General features: G+C 64.5%; 9 protein-coding genes. 5 read left to right on the top strand and 4 right to left on the bottom strand.

Going from position 1 to position 15,278, the window contains the following annotated elements; genetic code table 11:
• Positions 1-114: 114 nt before the first annotated feature.
• Positions 115-1,128 (top strand): LacI family DNA-binding transcriptional regulator, encoded by a 1,014-nt coding sequence (locus tag Q4610_RS15270; RefSeq protein ID WP_304536828.1) that lies wholly within the window; start codon positions 115-117, stop codon positions 1,126-1,128.
• Positions 1,129-1,217: 89 nt separating this feature from the next.
• Here Q4610_RS15270 and Q4610_RS15265 read toward each other — a convergent pair whose 3' ends face one another.
• The 3 genes from Q4610_RS15265 to Q4610_RS15255 all read right to left on the bottom strand — a co-directional run bounded on the left by Q4610_RS15265 (position 1,218) and on the right by Q4610_RS15255 (position 7,926).
• Positions 1,218-2,558 carry a cation:proton antiporter gene (locus Q4610_RS15265; RefSeq protein WP_304536827.1) on the bottom strand — a complete coding sequence of 447 codons (1,341 nt, stop codon included), beginning with the start codon at positions 2,556-2,558 and terminating at the stop codon, positions 1,218-1,220.
• A 68-nt stretch (positions 2,559-2,626) separates the two neighbouring features.
• On the bottom strand, positions 2,627-4,762 hold the full coding sequence (locus tag Q4610_RS15260) for a right-handed parallel beta-helix repeat-containing protein (RefSeq protein WP_304536826.1): 2,136 nt from the start codon (positions 4,760-4,762) through the stop codon (positions 2,627-2,629).
• A gap of 212 nt (positions 4,763-4,974) precedes the next feature.
• Positions 4,975-7,926, bottom strand: coding sequence for a TonB-dependent receptor plug domain-containing protein (locus Q4610_RS15255; RefSeq protein WP_425262573.1), 2,952 nt, complete (start codon positions 7,924-7,926; stop codon positions 4,975-4,977).
• 298 nt (positions 7,927-8,224) lie between these two features.
• Here Q4610_RS15255 and Q4610_RS15250 point away from each other — a divergent pair, with 298 nt between their 5' ends.
• Both Q4610_RS15250 and Q4610_RS15245 read left to right on the top strand, forming a co-directional pair.
• On the top strand, positions 8,225-9,472 hold the full coding sequence (locus tag Q4610_RS15250; protein ID WP_304536825.1) for an MFS transporter: 1,248 nt from the start codon (positions 8,225-8,227) through the stop codon (positions 9,470-9,472).
• On the top strand, positions 9,469-11,100 hold the full coding sequence (locus tag Q4610_RS15245) for a glycoside hydrolase family 43 protein (protein WP_304536824.1): 1,632 nt from the start codon (positions 9,469-9,471) through the stop codon (positions 11,098-11,100). Before Q4610_RS15250 ends, Q4610_RS15245 begins: the two co-directional genes overlap by 4 nt.
• Here Q4610_RS15245 and Q4610_RS15240 read toward each other — a convergent pair.
• A complete protein-coding gene (locus Q4610_RS15240; protein ID WP_304536823.1) occupies positions 11,061-12,107 on the bottom strand; it encodes a LacI family DNA-binding transcriptional regulator in 1,047 nt (348 codons plus the stop codon). The genes Q4610_RS15245 and Q4610_RS15240 overlap by 40 nt on opposite strands.
• Positions 12,108-12,450: 343 nt before the next feature.
• Between Q4610_RS15240 and Q4610_RS15235 the strand changes: the two genes are divergently transcribed.
• Together Q4610_RS15235 and Q4610_RS15230 are read left to right on the top strand one after the other, a co-directional pair.
• Positions 12,451-13,440 carry a glycoside hydrolase family 43 protein gene (locus tag Q4610_RS15235; protein ID WP_304536822.1) on the top strand — a complete coding sequence of 330 codons (990 nt, stop codon included), beginning with the start codon at positions 12,451-12,453 and terminating at the stop codon, positions 13,438-13,440.
• 123 nt (positions 13,441-13,563) lie between these two features.
• On the top strand, positions 13,564-15,273 hold the full coding sequence (locus Q4610_RS15230) for a glycoside hydrolase family 43 protein (RefSeq protein ID WP_304536821.1): 1,710 nt from the start codon (positions 13,564-13,566) through the stop codon (positions 15,271-15,273).
• Positions 15,274-15,278: the final 5 nt, after the last annotated feature.

Here is a 15,278-nt window from a genome sequence, read left to right as displayed (position 1 = left end):
CACGATCTGCTGATGGCCCTGCGTGCCATGCCGGCGGGCCTGCGCGACATTTGATGCGTCGTCCCGCTTTGCAGCGGATTGCCCGCCGTCCTCCGGTAGCTTAGGCAGTGGGACATGACGGATCATCATGACGACCCTGTCCGCAGCATAACCGACCTGGCGAAAATCGCGGGCGTTTCGGTATCGACGGTATCGCGCGCGCTGACATCGAAAGGGGCGCTCAACAAGGATACGCGACGGCGAATCCAGGAACTGGCCGCCAGGCACGGTTTCAGGATCAATGTCGCCGCCCAGAATCTGCGGCTGGGCCGCACTGGCGCGGTCGCTGTCCTGCTGCCCCTGGGGCATGAGCGGGGACAGCATCTGTCCGATCCCTTCTTCATGGCGATGCTGGGTTTTCTGGCGGATGAACTGGCCGAGCGCGGTTATGATCTGCTGCTGTCCCGTGTCCTTCCCGATGGCGAGGACTGGCTTGACAGCTTCATCCGCGCCGGGCGGACGGATGGTGTCATCATCATCGGCCAGTCCAACCAGAGCGCCGTGCTGGACCGGACCGCCAGCCATTATCAGCCATTGGTCATCTGGGGTGCTTATGGCGCGCGCAACCAGTATCTGACCGTTGGCACGGACAATATGGCCGGCGGCGCGCTGGCTGCCACGCATCTGCTGGCGCGGGGCCGCAGGTCGCTGGCCTTTTTCGGCAATGTGTCGGTGCCGGAATTCGCCGCCCGCTATCAAGGTTTCCTGTCCGCCCTGCCCGCCGATGCGCGGGACCGGGTCGAACTGGTGCACGCGCATGTGACGCCGGAGGCCAGCTATCGGGCCGCAACGGACTATTTTGCAGCGGGCCATCGCCCCGACGGCATCTTCGCCGCGTCCGACGTGACGGCCATGGGCGTCATCGCCGCGGCCGCCGAACAGGATATGCGCGTGCCCGAACAGCTTTCGGTGATCGGTTTCGATGACGTGCCGCTGGCGCAAATGTCCAATCCGCCGCTGACCACCGTTCGGCAGGATATCCGGCGCGGCGCGGCCCTGCTGGTCGAATTGCTGTGCCGTCGCCTGGCGGGTGAAACGGCACAATCGGTCCAGTTCGCACCCGAACTCGTGATCCGGGAATCAAGCTGAACAAGGGCCAGGCCGCCGGAATGATAACCCTGTGCACATATGACCCATGCGTCATTTTCCGCTTTAGGAATATTACGCAGGGCCGTCGATCAAGTGACTGAATTCAGATGCTTTATCGACCTTGCATGCCGGCCGTAGAATAGTTCGAACAGGGGACCGGCCATCATCGTGGTCACGATCGCCATCAGCACCAGCATGGAAAACAGCGCCGGCTGGATGATCCCTTTCTGAATGCCGATGTTGACGATGATCAGTTCCATCAGTCCGCGTGAATTCATCAGCGCACCGATACCCAGGGCGGTATGCCGGTCCTCGCCCGACAGGCGGGCGGCCAGATAACATGCGCCGAACTTCGCGGCGATGGAGGCGATCAGCAGGCCCAGCGCGATCGTCAGGAAGGCCAGCGAGTTCATCACGTCGAACCGCGTGTTCAACCCGGAATAGGTGAAGAAGATCGGCAGCAACAGCACAACGGCGATCGGCTCGACCTTCGCCTTCAGTTCCTCCGCGAACAGCCCGCGCGGCATGAACACGCCCAGGATGAAGCCGCCGAATATCCCGTGAACGCCAATGGCGTCCATGATGAAGGCCGACAGGCAGAACAGCGCCAGCGTGATCGCCAATATGGTCGTGCTCATGGCGCCCCGCGCCTCGACCGCCCGCCCCAGCGGCGCCAGCAATCTGCGTCCGAACAGCAGCAGAAATGCGGCGTAGAGGATCGTCCCGCCGATCGCCACCACGGCGATCGCGCTCCCGCCGCCTGCCAGCGCCAGCACGATCGCCAGGACACACCATGATGCGGCATCGTCAAACGCCCCTGCGGTCAGGGACAGCGTGCCGAGCGGACTGTCGGCCAGGCCACGTTCGTTGATGATCCGGGCCAGCATCGGAAAGGCGGTGAGCGCGATGCAGGCCCCCAGGAACAGGGTCGCCTGCGCCTGTCCCAAGCCATCTGTGAACAGGCCGGGCACGCGCAACAGGGCGGGCGTGATCATGATCGCGATCAGGAACGGCGCCATCAGTCCGGCCGCCGAAACCATGGCGGCATTGCGCATCTTGGCCTGGACATGATCGAGCCGCAGCGTCAGGCCGACCAGGAACATATATAGCGAGACGCCCAGTTGCGACCCGGCGTAGAGGATGCTGCTCGTTTCTTTGGGAAAAACCATGGCCTGCAAACCGGGCGCCACCAGCCCGAAGAGCGACGGGCCCAGGATGACGCCGGCGATCATTTCGCCCACCACCTGCGGCTGGCCCAGATAGGTGCGGCCCAGCCAGCCCACCCCGCGGCAGGTGGCGATGATCAGCGCGAGTTGCAGAAAGAAGTGCACGCTATAGTCGCCGGGCGTGTAGCTGAACGCCTTAGCCGCCACCGCCGGCCCATGCGGGGCCAATATGCCCGCGAGCAAGGATGCCACGTCATCGCCCATCTTAGGCCCTCCCCTGAGTATCTGGGAGCGCTATCATATAGCATGGCCCGGTGAAAGGGTCTGTGTGTTCAGCGCCGATCCGGCGGTGCCCGCTGAACCCCGCTCCTGTCGATCACATCCTTTGCCCCCGCTGGCCATTGCGCGCCAGTCACCGCGATATTGTCGAAGGCGCGATTGTTCAGATAGTCGCTCCATTCGCCATTGAGCCTGCCGCTATTATACCAGTTGCCTGTGGCGACATTGTCCAGCGCGGTGCGCCTGGGCGCGATATGGGACTGGCTGTTGAGGTTCAGCCAGACGCCGCCCACGCGATCGATGACGTTGTTGCGCACCGTCACATAGCGTGACCCTTCATCCAGATAGATCGCGATCCCGCCCGATCCGGCAATGTCGGATATGTAATTTTCCGCGATCAGCGCGCCCGGATCGGCCGACAGATGATAGATGGCGCCGCCGTCCGGGAACCATTGTTTCACGCGGCTCACCCGGTTCCCCATGATCACCGTGTCGCGCAGGGTCGTCGGCGTGTCATAGACGATGTTGCCCGGCTGATCATAATAGCCGCGCTGCCTGCGCGCATATTCCGCGCTCCCGCCCGGATCGTTCGCGCCCCAGCCCCAGCCGACATCGATGCCGTCATAGGGGGTGTCGGCGATATCGTTGTTCATGATGAGCGTGCCGGACGCATAGGTGACAAGGATGGCGGACTGTTCCTTGTAATCGCGGGATATGCCCGCGATCCGGTTGTTGCGTATAACGATATCACGCAATCCCATGTCCGGGCGGGACGGGTGATGCGCGTCCGGCTGCACGCCGCCCACCATGATCGCCCCGCCCGCCAGATCGGCAAATTCGCTGTTCGTCACCTCGATCGCCGCCGCGCCCAGCCCGACGCCGCTGGCATTGGCATCCGGGTTATTGCCGATGCCCAGGGCGATTTGCCCCAATTGGGTGAAACGATCCGCATCAAAGACGATCCGCCGTGCCGCCGCCACCTGCACGGCGGCGGGCTGCTGGCGCCATTGGTTGCGCATCCGCTCGAACGACCAGCAGCCCCAACTGCAATCACGTATCGGGTCGGCGGGATAATCGGCCACTTCGCCCGCCAGATAGGCCCCGCTTTGCTGGCTGGCATAGCCTTGCGGTCCCGATGGCTGGCGCCAGCTTGTATGGCTGAACTGCAACCGGCGGAATTCCAGATCCCGCACCGGCGCATCCTGGCTGCCCGCGATCGACAGCAGATGCTCCAGGCGGGGCAGGATGACCGCGATCTTGTGCATATCCTCGCCCGGACGGGGCTTGTAATAAAGCTGGCCCGCTTTGGGATCGACGAACCATTGCCCCGGATCGCGCAGGAATGGCAGGGCGTTCACCAGGAACATCCGCGCGACTTCGGCCGACACCGGCCGCGCGATCGTATCATATCCGACCAGATTGTTGCGCCAGCCCGGCTGTTGCATCACGATCCGGTCGCCCTCGATATGGTCCACCATGGCATGGCGATGGGTGAACCAGCTCATGCCTTCCACCTCGATCCGCTTCTGATCGGGCAGTTGCGCCAGAAAGCGCCAGGCCGGGTCCATGATTTCCAGCCCCCAGGGATGAAAGGCGACCGCCGTTCGCGGGATTTCAACCGATGCGCGTGGCGCCAGTCGCCCTGCGACGATCAACTGGCGCGGATCGCTGCCCGCCGGGACGCGGGCGGCCCATATGTCGCGCGCCTTGTCCACCTGTCGCCAGCCGGTCACTGGCGCGCCACCCGACAGGATGCTGGGCTGGTCCGCCGCGCCCTCCCATCGTACCCTGTGGCCATTCTGGCCGCCATCCCTGGCGGTGAAGCGCAGTGGCGCGTCCAGCCGGTATGTGCCTGCCGCCAGGGATATGGTCACGTCATGGTCCAGGTTAAGCGCGCGCACGGCCTGCTGCGCCCGCGTCAGGGACGCAAAGGGCCGGCTGGCCGATCCGTCGCCCGCATCCGACCCTGCGGGGGAAACGTGCAGCACCAGCGGCACCGGGTCGGGCCGATTGGGGATGACCACGCGGAAATGCCCGCCATCGGATCGGTCGGGCGGCAGGACGCGGGGAATGTCGGGCAGCGGCGGCAGTTGCGCGGTCGCCAGGCCCGCCCATCCGGCGATGCCGCTGCCCAGGCACAGGCTCAGGATCAGGCCCAGCCACAAGTTCAGCCGCCGCATCCGCTTCATGTCCTGGCCGATCCTTCAATGTCCACGGCCATGATGCCATGGCCCGTCAAACTATCGCGCCATCAACGCGGGAAAAGGGGGAGAGGCAGCCGGCAGGGCGGCCGGGGGGATGTTAACCGCCATTGGCATCATGAAGCCATAATGTCTCATATGATCCTCTCCCCAGTAGATGGGGGCAGGCCGGATCGGTGCAACCCGGCCTGCCCGGTCGATCAAAAGCGGAAGCGCACGCCCGCGCGGTACATGCGGCCCACCACGTCATACAGCGCCGGGTTGACGAAGAAGGGCGACTTGGCCGGATCGCGGTTGAACAGATTGTCGACCTTGGCATAGGCAGTCACCTGCTTGGTGATATTATAGGTGCCGCCAATATCCACATAAAATGCGCCGGGCATGAAATTCTGGTCGATGGTCGGCGCATTATTGGTCGACTGCGGGCAGCTACCGGGCTTGCAGACCACATATTGATTGCCCAGCACGCCGTCGCTGAACCAGCGTTCCTGCACCATGAACGAGAATTTGTCCGTCTCGTAATTTTGCACCGCCAGCCATTTCCAGTCAGGCGTCGCGCCGGTGTTGACCCCTGCCAGATCGTTGGGGATCGTGCCCTTGATGCCCGAATTGACGACGAATTCGCGAACATGCGTCGCCAGCGCGCGCAGGGTCAGCGTGCCCGGCAGGCCCAGCGGCTGACGCCACTGATAGCTTGCCTCGATATCGAAGCCGCTGGTTTTCCACGACGCCAGGTTGAACGGCTGGACGTTGATGAAATTCGGCCCCTGCTGGTTGTTGAGGTTGAAGGCGTCGCAAAATTCGGTCGCGACCTTCTGGAAACAGAGATTGACGATATCGCCAGCGCCCAGCGTGGACACGACATCCTTGATCTTGATCGTGTAGTAATCGAACGAAACGCTCAGCCCCGGCAGCCAGGATGCGCCGGAAAAGGCAATCCCCGCCGTCGTGTTGCGCGCGGTTTCCGGGCGCAAATTGGTGTTGCCGATCACATTCTGGATCGCCAGCACGTTGCGGCCGCTGAACGGATCGAAGAAGTTGGGCAGCGTCGTGGTGACGGGCGCGGCGAACAGTTCCGACAGATTGGGCGCACGCACATCCTTCGATGTCACGCCCCGCAGGCGGAAGCCTTCGATCGGCAGGTTCCAGGTGCCGCCGAGCTTCCAGGTCCAGTTGACGCCCGCCGTGCTGTAATCGGTCACGCGCACCGCGCCGTTGATGCTGGCCTTGCCCATTGCGTCGCTGTTGATGACGGGCAGGTCCGCCTCGAAAAAGGCTTCCTTCACGCTATAGGCGCCGCCGCCGCTCTTGTAATTGCCCGCATACCAGTTGTTGCCGCCCGCGCCCAGCGTCGGATCGAACGGATAGTCCGCCGTGTTCGGCGCGAAGTTGGACCCCATGCCATAGGCGTCGGCGCGCACGCGGTAGAATTCGTGCCGATATTCGCCACCGAACGCGATCGAGAGCGGACCGGCCCACAGGTCGACCGGCGAACCGGAAATGTTGATGCTGACCACGTCCTGCGTCTGGCGCGTCCGCTGGAACGGGCCGTTTTCCGGCATGATATAGGCAAGCGCCCCGGCCGATGGATTGCCGCCGAAGATGTTGAGCGGCTGGCATCCGTTCGCCCGCGCCGTGGCGCTGGCGCACACGATCGTGCCGTTGATCGTGGTCGCGTTGATCGCGTCGTTGAAACGGTTGGTCAGCAGGATGTTCGACACGTCGATGTCGGTATAGTTCGTGCCGTGCGTGAAATAATTGTCATAGGTCCATTCGGTGCCGATCGCGTCGAACTGGCCCTTGGCGCCGATGACCGCGCGATACTGGCGGCGGTCGGTATGGACCTGCGTATTGCCCAGCGCGGCGTTGCTGGTGCCATAGCCGAAACTGGTGATCCCCGCCGTCGCGCATGCGGCCTTGATGGATGCGGGGACGAACGGATTGGCGCACTGGATGGTCAGGCCCGGCCTGTTCATGCCGCCCACCGGCTGGTTCTGCGTTTTCACCTGGCCGAAGTTGAAGGTGAAATACAGTTCGTCATTATCGGCGAAATCGACGCCCAGCCGCGTATAGGTGTTGATCCGTTCGATTTCCGACTGGAGCGACCGGCCCGCATCGACATTGCCCGACAGGTCGCCGCCCAGGCAGAAACCGGGGAAGCATCCCGTCACCACATTGCTGTTGCCGCGCGTGGGCACGCCGTTGGACCCGTACTGGAACTGGAACGGGTTGCCATTCTGGTCGAATGCGGTGCCCTGCAACGGGCCGGTCGTGATCAGGCCATATTTGGTGTAGTTGATCGCCTGGGCAAAGTCGCGCAGCACGAAGCGCGGCGATCCGTCATTGGTGATGCCGCGGTCGATCAGGCTGGTCTGCTTGAACCAGTCGCGCCCGCCGGCCAGGCCAATGCCCCATTCGCCGCCGCCGACGCCTGCTTCCTTCGCATATTCGCCGCTGACCACCAGATGGATGCGATCGTCGGCGAAGCTGGTGCCCGCCGCCAACTGGACCAGGACCTGTTCATTGTCGCCATAGTCGCTGATGCCGCCCTGGACATTGCCCTTGAACCCCTTGAACCGCGTATCGGTGATGAAGTTGACGACGCCGCCGACCGCATCCGACCCGTAGGAGGCCGACGCGCCGCCATTCACCACGTCGACGCGCTGGATCAGCAATTGCGGGAACAGGCTGATGTCGGGCACGCCCGTCACATTCGCGCCCACGACACGCTGGCCGTCCAGCAGGGTCAGCGTGCGGATCGGGCCAAGGCCGCGCAGCGAAAAGGAACTGAGACCCTGCTGGCCGCTCGACGTGCTGAACGTATTGGTCGCGGTGCCGCTTGATCCCTGAAGCGAGGGAAGCTGGGCGATGGTGGTGAAGATGTTGGGCTGCGCGTTCGCCTCGATCGCGCCCGAATCGATCACCGTCGTCGGGGTCGGCGCGGTGTAGCCGCTGGCCTTGATGCGTGAACCTGTCACCACGATGTCGGCGGTGTTGGCGGGCTGCTCATTGCCCTGCGGCGCCTGCGCCTGCGCCTGCGCCTGCGCCTGCGCCAGTGCCGGCGTCGTCATCAGGCAGGCGGAAACCGCCGCTATGCTGGCCATCGCAAAACGGGTGCGCGCCGTGGCGATGCGTGAATGGAAACCTGACATATCTCTCTCCCCAAATCCTGCTTTGAATGCATTGCAGAGCCATCGCCCCGGAGCCACGCCCCTTTGCCCAGTGCTCATGACAGAGACTCGACAGAAAGATAGTTAGCGCTAACAACGCCTATTGATATCTTCCGCCTTTCTTGTCAATACTCAGACAAGACGAGTTTGAGAGGATGGGTGGCTTGGCGGTGGAGCGGCAACTGGACATGGTGCAAAGTGGGGGCGCGGGGGCATGCCCTTCGGCGCATATCTCATGCGCGCGCCGCAATCGGCATGTTAACGTTATCAGGCGGCTGTCGTGACGGGCGGGCGCATCGGCGCAATACGCTGGACCATCATCGGCCTCTTTGTCGGCGCGATGGTGATCAACTATCTGTCCCGGTCGGTACTGGGCGTCGCCGCGCCCGTCATCCTGACCGAACAGGCGATCAGCAACGTCCAGTATAGCTGGATCACCAGCGCGTTCCAGCTTGGCGTGATGCTGCAACCGGCGGCCGGCTATTTCCTCGACAGTGTCGGCCTGCGGATCGGTTTCACCCTGTGCGTCGCGGCCTGGTCCATCATCACCATGGCCCATGGCTTCGTGCATGGCTGGTTCGGCTTCGCGGCGTTGCGCGGCCTGCTGGGCCTGGCGGAAGGGTCGGCGCAACCGGCCGGGCAAAAGCTGGTGGCGGAATGGTTCCCTGCAAAGGAACGGGGCGCTGCGGGCGGCATCTACAATATCGGCGCGTCCTTCGGCGCGGTCTTTGCCCCCCCGCTGGTCGCCTGGGCGGTCATGATGCATAGCTGGCGCCTGGCCTTCGTCATCGCCGGCGGCATCGGCCTCGTCTGGGCGCTGCTCTGGTTCTTCTATTATGCAACACCCGCGCGGCATCGCCGCCTGCGCGCGCCGGAACGCGCCTATATCCTCAGCGGCCAGGAAGCGCGCCTTGCCGCGCGGGCGGAGCGTCCATCCATTCGCGCCATGGTGCGGCAACGCGAATTATGGGGCATCGCCCTGCCCCGGATGCTCGCCGATCCGGTCTGGGGCATGTTGTCCTTCTGGATGCCGCTCTATCTGGCGCGGGTGCGCGGCTTCGACCTGGGACAGATCGCGCTGTTCGCCTGGCTCCCCTTCCTGGCGGCCGACATGGGATGCCTGTTCGGCCCCGCCGTCGTCGCCTTCCTCCAGCGCCGGAACGTGAACCTGATCGATGCCCGCCGCTGGGCCTTCACCCTGGGCGCGGTCATGATGACCGGCATGGCGTTCGTCGGCATGGCGACCAATCCCTATGCGGCGATCGCGCTATTGTGCCTGGGCGGCTTTGCCCATCAGACGCTGTCGGTCACGGTCATCACCATGGCGTCCGACCTTTTCCCGCGCAACGCGGTGGCGACCGCCACCGGCATGGCCGGGCTGGCCGGCAATCTGGGCGTGCTCCTGTTCACATTGCTGCTTGGGCAGATGGTCGACCAGGTCGGCTATACGCCCTTCTTCATCCTTCTTGGCGTGCTCGATCTGGTCGGCGCCGCCCTTCTATGGACATTGGTACGCAAGCCTCAATGAACGACATTTCCAATCCGGTCCTGCGGGGGTTCAATCCCGATCCGTCGATCGTGCGCGTCGGTGACGACATCTTCATCGCCACATCGACATTCGAATGGTTCCCCGGCGTTCAGATCCATCACAGCCGCGACCTGGTGCACTGGCGCCTCGCCGCGCGCCCCCTCGCCCGCGCCGCCCAGCTCGACATGCGGGGCGATCCCGATTCCTGCGGCGTGTGGGCGCCCGACCTCAGCTATGCCGATGGCCGCTTCTGGCTGGTGTTCACCGATGTCAAACGCTACGGGGCCACCACCGTCAACGGCGCGAAGGGCGTGTCGTTGCGCGACTTTCCCAACTATGTCGTCACCTGCGACCGCATCGATGGCGACTGGTCCGACCCGGTGCATCTCAACAGCAGCGGCTTTGACCCGTCGCTGTTCCATGACGATGACGGGCGTAGCTGGATGCTCAACATGCTGTGGGATCATCGACCCGGCCAGGGCCGCTTCGCGGGCATACAGATGCAGGAATTCGACCGGCGGACCATGGCGCTGGTGGGGGAGCCGACACGGATCTTCCGGGGAACGGAGCGGGGCTTTACCGAAGGACCGCATCTCTACAAGCGCGACGGCTGGTATCATCTGCTGGTCGCCGAAGGCGGCACCGGATGGGATCATGCCGTGGTCATGGCCCGGTCACGCACCCTTTCCGGCCCCTACACCGTCCATCCCGATGGCGCGGTGCTGGCCGGGGCCGGTCGCAAACAGGGCGCGATCACCCGCGCGGGCCATGGCGATCTGGTCGAACTGGCCGATGGCACGCCCTGGATCGCCTATCTGTGCGGCCGCCCCCTGCCCGGCCGCGAACGATGCGTCATGGGGCGCGAAACCGCGATCCAGCCGATGCGGTGGGATGCGGACGGCTGGCTGAGGACGCTGGCGGGCGATGCGCGGCCCGATCCGTCCCCGGCCGCGCCGCCGCTGCCCGCCGCGCCCTGGCCGGCGCGCCTGTGGGACGGGCACTTCGATGGCGCGCAATTACCCGAAGAATTCCAGTGGCTCCGCACTCCCTTCCCCGATCGCCTGTTCAGCCTGACCGCGCGCCCAGGCTGTCTGCGCCTCTATGGTCGTGAAACGGTCGGCAGCCTGTTCGAACAGGCGCTGGTGGCGCGACGCCAGACCTGTTTCCGTTTCACCGCCCGCACCTGCCTGTCGTTCGAACCCACCAGTTTCCAGCAGGCGGCCGGCCTCATCTATTATTATAACAGCACGAAATTCTATTATCTGCACATCAGCACGGATGAAGGCATCCGCCTGCTCCAACTGATGGTCGCATCGCCGGATCAGGACAATATCCTGCTGGACGTGATCACGCCGCTGCCGCCCGGCCCGATCGAATTGCGCCTGGATGTGGATGGCGACGCCCTTGCCTTCGCCTGGCGGCCGTCCGCCATGGCCGCCTGGCAACATCTGCCGCGCACCTATGACGCCAGCATCCTGTCGGACGAGGTGACATGCCCCGGCCTGCCCAATTTCACCGGCGCCTTCGTCGGCATGGCGTGCCAGGATCTGTCGGGCGCGGCGATGCCTGCCGACTTTTCCACCTTCCTTTATGAAGAAGGGGATGGCCGCAGCGTCCCGGTCGACTGACGTTCCACCAGTTCATGGTCCAGTATCCGTTCGCGCGGCACGCGGGATTTGCGCCCCCGCAATCCGATTTCGGCGATCAGCAGGCTCAACGCTTCGGCCGCCATGGCGCGCACGGGCTGGCGGATGGTGGTGAGCGGCGGCCATAATGTGATCGCTGCGGTCGTGTCGTCGAAACCCGCCACGGTCAGTTCGCTCGGCACGTCCAGGTGACGGCGATGCGCGACCGACACGACCGCCGCGGCCATGTCGTCGTTGCTGGCGAAGATCGCGGTCGGCGGCGCGCTGGCGCCCAATAATTGTTCGGCGGCGGCCAGTCCCGACATATAGGTGAAGTCGCCCTGCACGACCTGCACCGTCACGCCGCCGGTTTCACGGACCGCCGCATAAAATCCGGCCATCCGCTCGGCGCTGGCGGCCTGGTCGGGATTGCCCAGGATGAAACCCAGCCGCCGATGCCCCAGGTCCAGCAGGAAACGGGTCATCTGGTAGGATGCGGCACGGTCATCGATGCGGACGCAGATGGTGTCGGGCGACTGATAGGCGCCGACGGTCGCCATGACGCACCCTGCATCGCGCAACACCCGCAGCACGTCGGGCGCCTCGCCCAATGGCGGGGCGAGCAACACCCCGCTGATGCCCGATGACAGCAGATCCTCCAGCGCATCGACGGCAGGCGCGCGTCCACCTTCCCCCTTCAGCAAAACCAGCCGCGCGCCCCGTGCCGATGCCTCCTCGAATACGCCGGTCAGGAAATCGCTCATGAAGGCGGCGCTGGGATTGGAATACAGGACGCCGATCCGCAATTCGGTCGATGTCACCAGATTGCGCGCCGCGACATTGGGCGTATAGGCCAGCGCCTTGATCGCCGCTTCCACGGCGGCACGGGTTTGGGTGCTGACCCCGGCGCGCCCGTTGATGACGCGCGATACCGTCATCGACGACACGCCCGCCCGCGCCGCCACATCGACAATGGTGGCGCCCCGTCCCGGCCGATCGGTTCTTGCCATCTCAATCCCCTGCCTCAACTCTGGCTTATCGACCTAGGCCAAGGGGACAGCCGGGCAAAGGGGAAAGATGGCCGGCCATGCCCCGAAACCCCCGGATGCCGCCATGCCGGGCCGGTCTGCGGCAGGATGGCGGGCGTCATGGGCCGCCCGGCACCGATCCTCCGGTCCGGTCGCCATCCAGATGATCCGGACATGACGGAATTTATTTGTGTGAGTTATTGACCTGCCGCAAAGTTTCCATAGGATGGATCGCGATACCCGGCATGGCCCATCGCCCCCCGGCTTGCGCCGCGCCGGCCCTGGCTGATCGCGCGCATCCGCACATTTCCGAAAAGGACTATCCATGTTCCGATCGCTTGCCTTGCCGCTTCTCCTCACCATCGCCGGACCGGCGCTGGCGCAAGGTCAGCCGGCGGGCGCCAACCCCATCATCCGCGACAGGTTCACCGCCGACCCCGCGCCGCTGGTCGTGGGCGACCGCCTCTATCTCTATGTCGGCCATGACGAGGCGCAGCGGGACGAAATGTTCACCATGCGCGAATGGCTGGTCTATTCGACCACCGACATGCGGCATTGGACCGATCATGGGCCGATCCTGCATGTGGCCGATTTCAAATGGGCGAAAAAGGACGCCTGGGCGTCCCAGGCCATCTACAGGAACGGCAAATACTGGTTCTATGCCGCGGTCGAGCATGACGACAGCCATCCGGGCAAGGCCATCGCGGTCGCCGTTTCCGATACGCCCACAGGGCCTTTCGTCGATGCCAGGGGAAGCGCGCTCATCACCAACCAGATGACGCCCAAGGGCACGCATAGCTGGGAGGATATCGACCCTACCGTCTTTACCGACGACGATGGCACGACCTGGATCGCCTGGGGCAACCGGCAATGCTATATCGCCCGGCTCAAGCCCAACATGATCGAGATTGATGGGCCGATCACGGAGATCACCCCGCCCCATTTCGAGGAAGGCCCCTGGCTGCACAAGCGCGGCAACCTCTATTATCTGACCTATGCCTCGCTCGACCGGGCGACCCACCGGGACGAGCGTGTGTCCTATGCCACCGCCACCGCGCCCGCTGGTCCCTGGACCTATCGCGGCACATTGACGGGGTCCGGCAAATATAGCTTCACCATCCACCCCGGCATCGCGCAGTTCAAGGGCGACTGGTATCTGTTCCTGCACAATGCCGCACTGTCGATCGGCGATCTGAACGGCGCCATCGGCCGGCGCGCGGTGACGGTCGAGCGGCTGGACTATAATGCGGACGGGACGATGAAGCCGGTCGTCCAGACGGACGCGGGCGTCACCGCCACGGTCCGTCGCCAGTAACTATCTGCCAGTAACCATCTGCCGGGAACGGGCTGCCACCGGCCTGCCTCGACATTCTGGAATGTTAGCGTTATCAATATTCAGGTCGGCCACAGGACGACAGGTTCAAGGAGAGAGACAGCCATGCCGCACCGGCCCCGGACCTTCCGGTTTTCGACCGCCATCCTGCTGTCCATGTCGCTGTCCGGTTTCGCCGTCGCGCCGGCCCAGGCGGCGCCCGCCCGCTTCGAACGCTTCACCTATCAGGGGCAGGCCACCGATCCACGCCCGGTCAGGCCCGGCGACTATCGCAACCCGATCCTGTCGGGCTATTATCCCGACCCTGCCGTCACGCGGGTCGGGGACGACTATTATCTCGTCAATTCCTCCTTCGCCCATTTTCCCGGACTGCCCATTTTCCGGTCGAAGGATCTGGTCAATTGGACCCAGATCGGCAATGCGATCGACCGGCCCGAACAACTGGATTTCACCGGCCGTCATATTTCGCAAGCCGTGTTCGCGCCCGACATCAGCTTTCACGACGGCCTGTTCTACATCGTCAATACATGTGTCGAATGCGGCGGCAATTTCGTCATCACGGCCAGCAACCCTGCCGGGCCATGGTCGAACCCGATCTGGTTGCCGTTCGAAGGCATCGACCCGTCCCTCTATTGGGAAGGCGACAGGGCCTATATCGTCAATAATCGCGCGCCCGATGAAACGCCCCGTTATGCCGGCCATCGCGCCATCTGGATCCAGGAATATGACTGGCGCGCGGGCAGGATGGTCGGTCCCGGCACGCAATTGATCAATGGCGGGGTGGACATAAGCAAAAAGCCGGTCTGGATCGAAGGCCCCCATATCTTCCGCAAGGACGGCTATTATTATCTGACCGCGGCCGAAGGCGGCACCAGCGTCAACCATTCGCAGGTGGTGCTGCGCGCCAGGGACTTGCGCGGCCCCTATGTCCCGTTCGCGGGCAACCCCATCCTGACCCAGCGCGATCTCGACCCCGCCCGCCCGCACCCGATCGGGTCGGCGGGCCATGCGACGCTGATCGAAACACAGGCTGGCGACTGGTGGGCGACCTTCCTTGCCGTGCGGCCCTATGCCGGCGACTATTATAATATCGGCCGCGAAACCTTCCTGCTGCCAGTGACATGGCAGGATGGCTGGCCGATCATCCTGCCCCAGGGACAGGCGATTCCCCATGTCGCCACCGCCCCGCGCCTGCCCGCCCCATCCCGTTCAGCCCCGCCCAGTCCGGGCCAGGCCGAACCCCCGCTGCCGACCAGCGGCGACTTTGCCTATCGTGACGAATTCGACGGCAAGGCGCTGTCGATGCAGTGGATCGGCATCCGCACGCCGCGCCATCCCTTTTACCGCCTGGCCGGCGGCGCGCTGGAACTGGATAGCGGCGCGCCGATCGGCGACCTGAACGGCGTGCCCGCCTTCATCGGCCGGCGCCAGCAGCATGCCACCGCCACCATCTCCACCACCTTGCGCTACACGCCGGTCACGGATGGTGACCGTGCGGGCCTCGCCGCCGTGCAGAGCGACCGCAGCAACCTCTTCTTCGGCCTGACGCGCCTGTCCGGCAAGCCGGTGGTGGCGCTCTACACCCGCGATGCGGCGGACGCCGACACGCTGGTCGCTGCCGCGCCCGTCCGCACCAACGGCCCGGTCACGCTCACCATGCGCATCACCGGCGGCACCATGGCGTTCGACTATGGCGTCGGCGGCAAGACCCGCACGCTCAAGGCCGATATGGACGCGACGTTGCTCAGCACGAAGAAAGCGGGCGGCTTCGTCGGTACGGTGGTCGGTCCCTATCATTATGCGCCCGGCGCCTGAGGAGA

The sequence above is a fragment of the Sphingobium cyanobacteriorum genome (assembly GCF_030580935.1).
Lineage (GTDB): Bacteria > Pseudomonadota > Alphaproteobacteria > Sphingomonadales > Sphingomonadaceae > Sphingobium > Sphingobium cyanobacteriorum.
Note: the sequence above shows the minus strand (reverse complement) of the source record. Positions and strands in the feature narration are given on the sequence as shown.

Bases quoted from the DNA above. Each gene is read 5' to 3' on its own strand.
- Q4610_RS15260 (WP_304536826.1), bottom strand. From the start codon at position 4,762: ATGAAGCGGATGCGGCGGCTGAACTTGTGGCTGGGCCTGATCCTGAGC.
- Q4610_RS15235 (WP_304536822.1), top strand. From the start codon at position 12,451: ATGTTCCGATCGCTTGCCTTGCCGCTTCTCCTCACCATCGCCGGACCG.
- Q4610_RS15245 (WP_304536824.1), top strand. From the start codon at position 9,469: ATGAACGACATTTCCAATCCGGTCCTGCGGGGGTTCAATCCCGATCCG.
- Q4610_RS15255 (WP_425262573.1), bottom strand. From the start codon at position 7,926: ATGTCAGGTTTCCATTCACGCATCGCCACGGCGCGCACCCGTTTTGCG.
- Q4610_RS15265 (WP_304536827.1), bottom strand. From the start codon at position 2,558: ATGGGCGATGACGTGGCATCCTTGCTCGCGGGCATATTGGCCCCGCAT.
- Q4610_RS15240 (WP_304536823.1), bottom strand. From the start codon at position 12,107: ATGGCAAGAACCGATCGGCCGGGACGGGGCGCCACCATTGTCGATGTG.
- Q4610_RS15270 (WP_304536828.1), top strand. From the start codon at position 115: ATGACGGATCATCATGACGACCCTGTCCGCAGCATAACCGACCTGGCG.
- Q4610_RS15230 (WP_304536821.1), top strand. From the start codon at position 13,564: ATGCCGCACCGGCCCCGGACCTTCCGGTTTTCGACCGCCATCCTGCTG.